Annotated in this window: 9 protein-coding genes and 1 pseudogene; 3 read left to right on the top strand and 7 right to left on the bottom strand. The window is 45.6% G+C overall.

The genetic code is table 11. The features are described from left to right. Positions 1-182 precede the first annotated feature (182 nt). The 5 genes from VIN08_RS04530 to VIN08_RS04510 all read right to left on the bottom strand — a co-directional run bounded on the left by VIN08_RS04530 (position 183) and on the right by VIN08_RS04510 (position 5,593). Complete coding sequence (locus VIN08_RS04530) at positions 183-905, bottom strand: outer membrane beta-barrel protein (RefSeq protein WP_331960874.1); 723 nt, start codon at positions 903-905, stop codon at positions 183-185. Between the two features lie 33 nt (positions 906-938). After that, entirely contained in the window at positions 939-1,598 is a 660-nt protein-coding gene (locus VIN08_RS04525; RefSeq protein ID WP_331960872.1) for a hypothetical protein, read from the bottom strand. Between the two features lie 31 nt (positions 1,599-1,629). Beyond that, positions 1,630-3,960, bottom strand: a complete 2,331-nt coding sequence (locus VIN08_RS04520) for a TonB-dependent receptor (protein WP_331960869.1) — start codon at positions 3,958-3,960, stop codon at positions 1,630-1,632. 92 nt (positions 3,961-4,052) lie between these two features. Further along, complete coding sequence (locus VIN08_RS04515) at positions 4,053-4,379, bottom strand: hypothetical protein (RefSeq protein ID WP_331960866.1); 327 nt, start codon at positions 4,377-4,379, stop codon at positions 4,053-4,055. A gap of 155 nt (positions 4,380-4,534) precedes the next feature. Then, positions 4,535-5,593: a WG repeat-containing protein gene (locus VIN08_RS04510; RefSeq protein WP_331960863.1), complete on the bottom strand. Its 1,059-nt coding sequence runs from the start codon at positions 5,591-5,593 to the stop codon at positions 4,535-4,537. 205 nt (positions 5,594-5,798) lie between these two features. Here VIN08_RS04510 and VIN08_RS04505 point away from each other — a divergent pair, with 205 nt between their 5' ends. The 3 genes from VIN08_RS04505 (at position 5,799) to VIN08_RS04495 (ending at position 8,845) form a co-directional block, all read left to right on the top strand. After that, positions 5,799-6,470 carry a DUF1345 domain-containing protein gene (locus VIN08_RS04505; protein ID WP_331960860.1) on the top strand — a complete coding sequence of 224 codons (672 nt, stop codon included), beginning with the start codon at positions 5,799-5,801 and terminating at the stop codon, positions 6,468-6,470. 76 nt (positions 6,471-6,546) lie between these two features. Further along, on the top strand, positions 6,547-6,942 hold the full coding sequence (locus VIN08_RS04500) for a response regulator (RefSeq protein WP_331960857.1): 396 nt from the start codon (positions 6,547-6,549) through the stop codon (positions 6,940-6,942). Between the two features lie 79 nt (positions 6,943-7,021). Next, positions 7,022-8,845, top strand: coding sequence for an alkaline phosphatase (locus VIN08_RS04495; protein WP_331960854.1), 1,824 nt, complete (start codon positions 7,022-7,024; stop codon positions 8,843-8,845). 78 nt (positions 8,846-8,923) lie between these two features. On the opposite strand, the gene VIN08_RS04490 is transcribed toward VIN08_RS04495, so the two are convergent. Continuing rightward, the gene (locus VIN08_RS04490; RefSeq protein ID WP_331960852.1) at positions 8,924-10,504 is read right to left on the bottom strand and encodes a PepSY domain-containing protein; all 1,581 of its coding nucleotides are present in this window, start codon (positions 10,502-10,504) and stop codon (positions 8,924-8,926) included. An 11-nt stretch (positions 10,505-10,515) separates the two neighbouring features. Further along, positions 10,516-10,930: pseudogene (locus VIN08_RS04485) on the bottom strand (TonB-dependent receptor); the annotation flags it as partial.

Below are 10,930 nucleotides of genomic sequence, written 5' to 3'. Positions count from 1 at the left end.
TACTCCCGGTCACCATACCTTCATCAGACACGAAACGCCAACGTAAACCAAATTTTACGAGCACAACTCCGCTTTGCGATAAATGGAGGGATTTATGCGAAGAATGTGTTGAGGTGTTGGTGTGTTCAGGTATTGAGGTTCGTCACATCAACACCTGAACACTTCAAGACATCAACACGGTACTACAGTGTAAACGAAATCCCCACCACGCCATTCACCCACGAAAGGGGTTGCTTGGTTACGAGGCGGCCTGCGCTGTTGGTGCGGTTTTCGTTGTCGACTTTTATACCGTTGGATTTGAAATAGTCTGCACGAAAGAGGAAGCCGAGATGATCGCTCAATGCATAGCGAAAGCCTGCACCGGCTTGCCATCCGAAAGCTGAACCGGTTGAACTTGCCTGTTTAAAAGTAGATTGATCTTCGAGCTGCACGGTTACTTCCGGTGTTGAAAAACTTTTTACTACACCGGCCATTACGCGTACATCGATGGTGAGTTTATTCAATGGTAATGAAAACTGTGGTCCGGCCATTACGTTGAGTGAACGATAACGCTTGCTTGTGCTCACGGTTGATTCATCTACAGCGAAAGCATCGGTATAGCTATCGCCTAATGTAGCAGCGTCAGATTTACTCAGTGCACCATGATCAGCAAAGTATAACGTACCGGCTATACCAAACTTGGGCAATATATAGTATGCACCTTCTACACCAATGGTAAAACCTGTTTTGGCAAAGCCTGCTTTGTTATTCCAGTGATTGAATGTACCGGCATCCGACTTTGAGAATGCGCCTACCGGTGCAGAGCCGCCCGCGGTAATGGCTATATAGTGTGGTTTATCCTGCGCGGTGGCCACTGTCACCATCGTGATCGCTATAATACAAAGGATGAATATTCTTGTTCTCATGTGTGTACTGTTTATACTTCTTGAATCCGTTTATTATTGAATGCTCACATTGAAACCTACATCCAGGTCGGTTGAGCCGGGCGCGAATGTTCCGTTCTTTACATTCGGTTGATGACGCAGCACAATACGCAACCAGCCAGAACCTGTTGCCCCCGTAACAAACTTCGATTCAAGTCCTACAGGATATTGCTCCGGGTTGGAGTCATGATCGGTGATCGTTACTGTCAGATTCAGATCATTACCGGCAGGTATAGGTGTCGGAATCGGCTCCGGGTATATATCGTTCGGATCAGCGGGATAATTGTTCGGTATCACCAATGCACTGCTGGTTGGAAGCGGCTGGTAAAAGAACAAGTGATAATTAGAACGCTCTTTTATTTCATCCGATACATTGAATACCGGAGTTTGTGTTTTATCCAGCAGAACAAGCGAAGCAGTATAGGTTGCGTTTGCTTTCAGTGTAAGGTTTGCTTTACTCACATCTACCGGTAATGGATTGCCGTTGTTATCGAGTAACTGCTCCCATTGTGCTGTGGGTGCATCTGAGGCATCGGCTATATTTACCAATTTTAGCTGCACCGTAGTGAGTGCTTCGTTCGAGATTGTAGGTGATACAACTTGTTCGTCTTTGTTACAGGAGAAAATCACCCAGGCACTGGCGGCCAGTATGGCGAATGTTTTCAGTTTGGTCATACGTAATGTTCGTTAAGATTCTTTTCGTTAATTATTTGTGATTAGGTTGTGCTATAGCAAAAGGCACGCGTACGCGCAATGTAAAATTTCGGCCGGGCTCATCTGTAAAATACCGGAAACGATCCATGTAGTCGCGGTAAGCAACATCGAGTATATTATTTACCGAGACGCTGATATTTACCATCTGACTGTTTACCGGAACGGAGAAACCTACATTGGCATTCAACAGCATATAGGCCGCGGGTGGTGCGAGGTAATCGCTGTTAGCCGGCACGAGCTTCTGCCGTGCAGTATATATATCCGTAACACTGATATATACCTGCCGCAGGCTACCATAATTACCTAATCCATAGCGCAGCGATGCTTCAAAGCGATTGCCTGGTATCAGCTGCAGGTAATCGTGTATCGTTTTGTTCCAGGCATATAGTAATGATACTTTACCGGTAAGACTGAGTGAATCAGTAAGATTATACGTACCGGAAAGATCCACTCCGCGAAAGCGTGCATTCACCTGTGTATAGGTAAATGTAGGGTACGATCCGCGAATGGTATGTATATATTTCAAATCGGGCTTCAGAAATATATACCCGTCAATAATATTGTTATAGAGTCCGAGTTCGCCATGAAACCGGTCGCTATGATAGTGCAGCGATGTACTGAAATTATAGGCACGCTCCGAATGCAGGTTGGGATTACCGATCTCATAAGCCACTGCACTCTGGTGCACTCCCTGCGACATTAGTTCGTTTACTGTTGGTGCACGCCAGGCTGTACCTATATTTACCGCCCACGACAGGTTGGGCTTCAGATAATATTGTGAACCGATCGTTCCCGTTACGTTATTAAAATCCCATGTAGGTGTAACAACCTGTGCCGTGTTGTTGTCCAGGGTATATACCCGTAACCAGCGATAGTCGTATCGTGCACCGGCTTCGAGCACCAGGCGATCGCTCGTCCACTTGCCGATATAAAATATACCACCGCCATAATTCCGGAAATTGGGGATGAGCATTTCATACTGCCGCACATTACCTTGTGTTATACCGTTAAAGCCAAGCGTACCGGTATATTTACCGATGGCCGCATGTTTGTAAAGTATATCAGCCGTATGCGTTACCAGTCGCAGGTATAACTCCGGGTTGAGTCGCCCGCTCAGGGGAACAAAATCATATTCCGAGCGTTCATTCTGCTGGCGCGCTACGATCACATCGAGCCGGCTCTCATTTCTGAAAATATAGAAGGCACTCGCTTTGGCCAACTGATGTTTTACCTGTTGATACGGCCGGTCAATCTTATAGCTGAAGTACGAAGGCGTGATGGGCTCCGGTCGTTCAATAGCTGCCTGCAGGTCAGATATAGTCTCGGCATGTGTACCGGTAAAGATGCCCAGCTTGGTGTTGAACTCGCTATAGTATATATCACCGCCATAGTTCTTTCGTTTATAGCCAAGCGATCCTGAAAAATTACCCTCCTGAAAACCGGAGTTCTCCAGATAATAATGCGGTGTTTTCGAATTACCGGCCCTGCGATACGTGCCTTGCAAACTCCACGTGAGCCCGGTAAGTTTTTTACCGAATGCTCCCTGTAATATACCTGAAGTAACGCCCATGCGGTTGTTGCTGGCGCCCACTATATTTACTTCGCCACGCACACCTGGTGTAGCGTTGGCCGGAGGCGGCTCTACTAAAATTACACCGCCTATAGCATCAGACCCATAGCGTATACTGGCAGCACCGCGTATAACGGAGAGCCTGGTGGCCACAAAGGGATCGATCTCGGGAGCATGTTCCGATCCCCACTGTTGTCCTTCCTGCCGCACGCCGTTGTTAAAGATCAAGATACGATTGCTGTGTAAACCGTGTATAACCGGTTTAAAGATGGTTGGCCCCGATTGTAATGTATATACTCCCGGCACACTCTTCAATGCTTCGCCCAGTGATGTGCCACGCATACTGATCAACTCTTCGTTCGCGATCTCCGCTACCGACTGTGATACCAGTGCGCGATCGTCATCACGTTTTCCTTCTACTTCCACTTCGGTAATGGTGGTTGCTTCCGGCTTCAGGTAAAAATGCTGTGTTGTATTTCCCGCTATGGCAAGCGTTACAGTATCCGTTTTATACCCGAGCAACATGCAGATCAAGGTATATTTACCGGGGCACAGCGCGTGCACCTGGTAATTCCCGGAGCCATCAGCCGTTACGCCTTCGTTTGCCTGTATATATATAGCGGCAAACGGCAACGACTGTCGTGTGTCCGCATCATATACTCCTCCCTTTATAGAGAGCGAGCAAGCATCTTGCGACCTGGCATAAGCCGGTATCAACATGATTACCAAAAACATTTTGATAAATGTATTCACAGATTATAAAGTTGTAACAAAGGGAAATGTGCTTCCGGAAGAAAGCAGCCGGCATGATCACGGTGTGATGATCAGAAAGTTATTGCCGGAATTTATACTATAGCAACAGGAGGAGCGCGGCCTTGTGCAAAGCCTGTAAATGTGCAGTCAAGATCAGCGTGAAATACAGGATCTTCTGTTTTCAGAAATTGGACAACGGTTGGCTGCACTATATTTTCATAGAACAAGCCAGACATGATCTCGAGCGAACATACCTTGCAGTGCTGCACATGCTTCTGCAACGTTTTATCTTTTTGCTCAAGACCCGCACGCGTGCGGTATGCGTGATGATCGTGAAAGAAATTCAGCGCCACCTGGCTGAACAGCAACATCGCTATCAGCAGGAAAGACAAGGCACGATGAATGATCTTTCGCTTCACAGTTTATTAATAATGTAGCAAAGGTATGAATCTAAAACATTCCTGCAACAATGTTGCACCGATGTTTTTCCAATTTCCCTGAACGGTAATTAAAAAGAAAAGCCGTTCAGAATGACCTTCTGAACGGCTTTCTATAGCATTACAGGTATAATGCTCTAGTTACCTACCAGCTCCATATCTTTAATACCATCGAATGTTGGTTGAATAACCCAATCGCCTTTGGTATCGATCAATCCCCATTTATCGCCTTGCTTGGCAGCAGCATAACCATTTTTGAAATCGCGTGTTGCATCAAACTTGGGTTCTATTACCCACTCACCTTTCGTGTTGAAGAAACCAACTTTATCGTTCTTTCTCCCCTGCGCTAATCCGTTAGAGAAGTCGCCCCACAGATTGGTATCCTTTACATATACCAGCGAGCCGGACTTGTTTACATACGCCCACTGATCGGCATTCTTGACGCGCGCCATGCCGCTCTTGGCATCAAACTCTTTCGCTACATCGAACTGAGGTTTTATAATCCACTCGCCTGCAGTATTTATATATCCCACTTTTTTATCCATCGACTTGGCCCAGGCCAATCCACCGGAAAAATAGCCTACACTTTCAAACTGTGCCGGTATAGCTACTTTACCTTGTTCATTGATAAAACCAAATTTCTTATCGGCAGCTCTGAAAGGTGCCAGCTTCTCTGCAAAAGGTTTTACATCGAGCACACCCGGTATATCTATAGTGGTTTCGTTACCATGTTTATCTATCACTATAAATTTAGAATCTTTTTCTACTATCGCATGGCCTCCGTTGAACGCAGAGGTATGCTCGTACTTGGCAGGTATAGCGATCTTTCCATTGGTGTCCAGATAGCCCCACTTCTCGCCTTGTCTTATCGGTACTAAACCATCTTCAAAACCTTTCAGGTCAAAGCCCAACCCATCAATAAGTTTAAAGTCTTTTATTTCGGTTGCCAGCTTCTCTCCTTTCGTATTGATGAAATAATACTGACGCACTTTCGTATCGTATATCGGTGCATAACCATCAGACGAGAACTCATAACATTTTTCATATTGAGGCTGTATAATGATCTCGCCTTTCAGATTGGCGTAACCCCATTTCTTGGAGTCGGCAGGCTTTACCTGTGTGATCAGTGTCTGCGAAGAAGCGTGCCATGTAATAAGCATCACGCACGCCAGGCTGTAGAGGGTTTTCGTTTTCATATCGTGTTGTATTTATAGAGAATAAAAAGTATTGCGAATAGAACGTAAACCACGGACAAATGTTTTCTCCCTGCCACAACCTTTCCTGTTTTGTCGCGAAGCGAATTTACATAAGAGAACGCGGTATTGCTAACGCTATTATATATCTTATACCGCATTACTTATACCGGTATTTCTTTAACTTTAGCTTTTTGCAATTCCTGTGATGTTCTTTCGGAAATTCTTATTGAAGATACGTGCCCTGCACCGCGTAATCATTGCCTTGTGTTTTACTGCGATCGCCTTCCCGATGGTATATACAGCCGATGTATACCCACTAGTGAAATATATACTACTCTGGGATGTATTTGCTGTTTTCTTTTTACTGACCAGCTGGATCATTTTTCTGCACCACTCCACTACGCAGATACAAAAGATCGTAGCACAGGAAGACAGCAGTCGTTTTTTTCTTTTCCTGCTGATTGTGATCGCTTCGCTTGCCAGTATGCTTACGGTTATATTGTTAGTGATGTCGCGCGATTCTTTTCATAACAATCACAGCATCTATCTGCCCGCTGCCATTGTCGGCATGTTGTTATCATGGGCCATGGTACATACGGTGTTTACCTTTCACTATGCCCATTTATACTACGATCATCGCTCAGTGGTTATGCGAAACACACGCACAAAAGGATTGGTATTTCCCGGTGAACAAAATCCGGATTACCTCGACTTCGCCTATTTTTCGTTTGTAATTGGCATGACCTTCCAGGTATCGGATGTGAACATTACCTCGCGCAAGATCCGCAGAAATGTATTTGTACACGGCCTCATTTCGTTTGCACTCAATACATTTGTAGTAGCACTCACCATTAACCTGCTGGCCGGCAATACCTGATAACAGAAGTACGAAACATACTGTTAATGTTTTGTTGATCTTCTCTTGCAATCATAACGAAATTGCCCCTATACCTTTGCTTCAAATTTTTCAAGACACCATGCATGTATTAGTGGTTGATGATGTTCAGGTTGACAGGTTCATTTTGAAAAAGCTTCTCATGCCATCCTATGGTGTAACAACACTGTCGTCTTCCAAAGAAGCTGTTGCTTTTGCCCTCAGTCACAACTTCGATATAGCCCTGCTGAATGTAACACTGAAAGAAGATATGGACTGCCTGGAGCTCCTCTCCGATCTGCGCAGCATCAGTCCTGTACCATTCAAAGCATTCGCTACTACCTGCCATGTAGATCGCCCACGCTATAAAAAATTATTGCAGTCAGGATTTGAATCGGTTATGCTGAAGCCTTTCGATATCGATCGCTTCCATCAACTGGTACATACGCATCCAGCGACTGCGATCACACAATGATTCCGTCCATCCTGATTCGGGCCACGATTGATCCTGATTGCTTACATTTGACACTTTATATTTCATCGTCTCTTATTCTATGAGAAAACTCTTTCTATTACTCTTTGTGCTGGCAGCATCGCGTGCCGGTTTTTCGCAGGTATATACTTCGTCTTCCATTCATGCCCATAATGATTATGTGCAACCCATACCTTTCTTCGCTGCCTATTACCAGCAGGTGGGTTCCATCGAGGCCGATGTATTTCTGCTGAATAACGAGCTATATGTAGCACATACTGATAAGGAGATCGCTACCGATAAAACACTTGATAAACTATACCTGGCACCGCTGGCCGAAAAAATAAAATTTCACAACGGTGGGGTATACGCCAAAGGCACACCGCTCAACCTGCTTATCGATCTGAAGACCGAAGGTATACCTACGCTGCAGGCACTCGTAAAGAAACTAAAGAAATATCCGGCACTCACAAACTGCAGTGCACTCACTATTACGATCAGCGGCTCGGTGCCCGATCCTTCACGCTGGGCAGAGTTTCCAAACTATATACATTTTGATGGCCGGCCAACCGTGGTGTATACACCTCAGCAGCTTGCACGGGTAAGTATGATCAGTGATGATTTCTCCAGCTATACTACCTGGAATGGAAAAGGCATTATACTCGCACCCGACAAAAAGAAAATTCAGGATGCCATTGCCAGTGTACACGCACGCGGCAAGAAGATACGTTTCTGGGCTACACCCGACCAGGTTAATGCATGGCGCACATTGCAAAAACTACAGGTAGACTATATCGGCACAGACAATGTAACAGCACTTGCCACTTTCATTGCCAAAGCTCCCGAAGCATCGTTTCAGAATGATACCTTTCACGATGTGCGTTCAACAAAACCAGCACATACAACAACAAACACAAAGCGTGTTATACTCCTGATCGGTGATGGCATGGGACTCGCGCAAATGTATGCTGGCTATACTGCGAACGGTGCCAAACTAAATCTCTTCAATATTCCAACGATTGGTTTCTCGCTCACCTATTCAGCCGATAACTATATTACCGATTCTGCTGCAGGTGCTACTGCAATGGCCTCCGGTACAAAAACGCGTAACCGTGCTGTGGGTGTAGATACAACCGGCAGACCACTTCTTACTATACCTGATCTTGCATTCGACAAGAAGATACGATCGGCTGTAATTTCTGCCGGTGATATAACCGATGCAACACCCGCAGCATTCTATGCACATGCACTCGATCGTGCTTCGAGTGAAGCAATCGCTAGCGATTTTATTGGCGCACACGTAGATATACTCATGGGTGGTGGTGTTACTCATTTTACTACACGCAAAGATGGCAGCAGCCTGGCACCACTGTTACAACGCAACGGGTATACGGTGGCAACCAATCTGCAGGCGATGGATACGATCCGCTCATCGCGTTATGTAGTATTGGATAATGCCGCTGCTAAATCCATGAAGCAGGGCCGTGGTAATTTTCTTACCAAAGCATTACAGAAAAGTCTGAACACTTTTACGAAAGACAACAGCGACTTTTTTATTATGGCCGAAGGTGCACAGATCGATCATGGCGGACACGCCAACAACATGGAATTTGTAGTGCGCGAAATGCTCGACTTCGATGAAGCTATAGGCGCAGCCATGCAATATGTAGACGAGCACCCTGAAACGCTGCTCGTAATTACAGCCGACCACGAAACCGGTGGACTCACATTACTAGATGGCGATATGAAGAAAGGCTATATCTACGGAAACTTCAGCACACAAGATCATACCTCTGTAATGGTTCCTGTATTTGCCTATGGAGCAGGTGCCAGCGAATTTAGCGGAGTATATCAAAACACCGCCATCTTCGAAAAGATTGTACGCATTATGAATATAGGGAAGTAACCTCACCCTAAGTCCCTCTCCAAAAAGGAGAGGGACTTTAAAGCCCTTCTCAGAAGGAGAAAGGTTCGGGATGAGGTACTACCGCGCAGTGCGCACAAAAAGAATCAACCCCAGCACCGATACGGTTAATACACCCAGTGCTGCAAACAGCATAACACCATCGCGAACATTTTTACCGGCCCAGTCCATGAACAGATATTTATGGAACACGGCAAATGTATAGCCTTCATTACGGTCGCTGTCCTCTATGCGTGCAGCCAATCTTCCGGTAGCAGGCTCTATATAATAGCTTAAATGCTGTGGTGTATTATAATCCAGTTTTACTACAGGTAGTCGCTTGTTCACAAACCCATATTCACGATTGAATGCCGTAAGAAAAGCGGCTTGCTGAAAGGCAGGCATAGCCGGTGCATTGGCTTCCTGGTAACTTTCCATTACTTCGCAACAAGCCGGAGGATTGCTGGTAAGCGATGCCAGGAAAAACTTCTTAGCCAGTTGACGCGCATATACTATATTTCCATCCCTCAATTGCCCACCGGTAATAGCATTCAGGTACATAATATCGCTGGGCTCATCCTCAGTACGGGTATAGAACGCCTGGTAAAATACTTCTTTACCAATTTTAGCCAGTGCTATATTTGACACCCGTTCCCAATTTACGGGCAATGCCAGGCTGGAAGTAGTAACTTCATTTGAAAGCAGCACCGGTTGGTGAATGTATTCCTGTCGGTCATCCGGAGTATATTTCATCGAGGCGTGATAGGCGCCACTAACAGCAAAGGTCAATGTAACGAATGATACCGCTACACCAATCTTCCGATGATGCCTGCGAAGATAACTCGTTCGGTTCTCAACAGCCGGTTTACTGAAACGCTTCCAGAAGAAACCATATACCACCACACCACTTACCGCTGATGAGATAATAACAATGAGCAACACGATCATAATGGTAATACGAAGCCAGTTATTGGTCATATTGCTAAGCCACTCCCAGTTATGAAAGTTGCCAAAGATCCAGAGGAATACTTTACGCTGATTGTTGTTAAAGGTACCAAGTCGTGTTTGCTCTGTATCGATATATACATCCATGTTATCGTCACGCTCGAAGCTTACCTGCCACACAGGCAACAAGCGGTTTACATAGCGATACTGCGGAGTAAACTCCGTGATCTTTTCCATCCATGCTATTTTGGAAACACTGTCGGCCAGAAAGTAGCGCGCGAGTGACTCTGCATAATGCCTGTCGCCATCCGGTAAACGCGTGCCATCTATAGCGGAGTAATAATCAAGATTATATACTTCGTTCTTGAGTTGATAATACGGAGTATCCTCCATCATCACGATTCTGACATTGCGAAATGAACGGATGTTGTTCTTCGCCAGTATATCCTGCAGCGAGAGTATAATTTTATCCTTTGGTAAAGGCGTTGGCACGATAAACTCGTGCGGTATAGCAGGCTTAAACCAATGCGCCATAAACGGATGCATGCTACCACTCACCGTCCAGCAGATAACGGGTATAATGGTAATGATACCGATAATACGATGCCAGCGATATATATTTCGCTTTATAGTCTGTTGGATACGTTGTGTTGCACCCTCTGTTGCAGGTTGCACCGACTCAGCGGCTTTTTGAAACGATACAGATGTTTCTTTCATGAATGATTCAATTATTTCTTACCTGAAAAATTATACTGTATACCCATCACAACGGTGCGCGGTGCCGCAGGTGTATAGGTAGTGCGGTCTGTTGCATTGTTGCCGCGAGTCGCAGCATTCGCATATAGCTCGTCCGTCAGGTTCATCGCGTTGGTAAACAATTCGACACTCTTCCAGGTATAGCCTGCGCGCAGGTTCAGGTAACTCACGCCTTTCATGCCGAGAAAACCGCGATCATCATATTTCACTTTGCTGATCTGATCCTGGTACCACGTGCTGATGCGCTGCCACTCCACGGCTATACGCAACCCTTTTATATACTTTGGCTTGTATGTTACTTCGCTGTTGGCTATCCAGTGCGGGGCTTGTGGCATATCATTGCCATTTACATTCTTCACCTGGTCGCTGCTGCGTGTGCTTAAAGCA

Origin of the sequence: Ohtaekwangia sp. (assembly GCF_036568665.1) — a bacterium.
Classification (GTDB): Bacteria; Bacteroidota; Bacteroidia; order Cytophagales; family Cyclobacteriaceae; genus Ohtaekwangia.
This window is presented reverse-complemented; position numbering and strand designations above follow the sequence as displayed.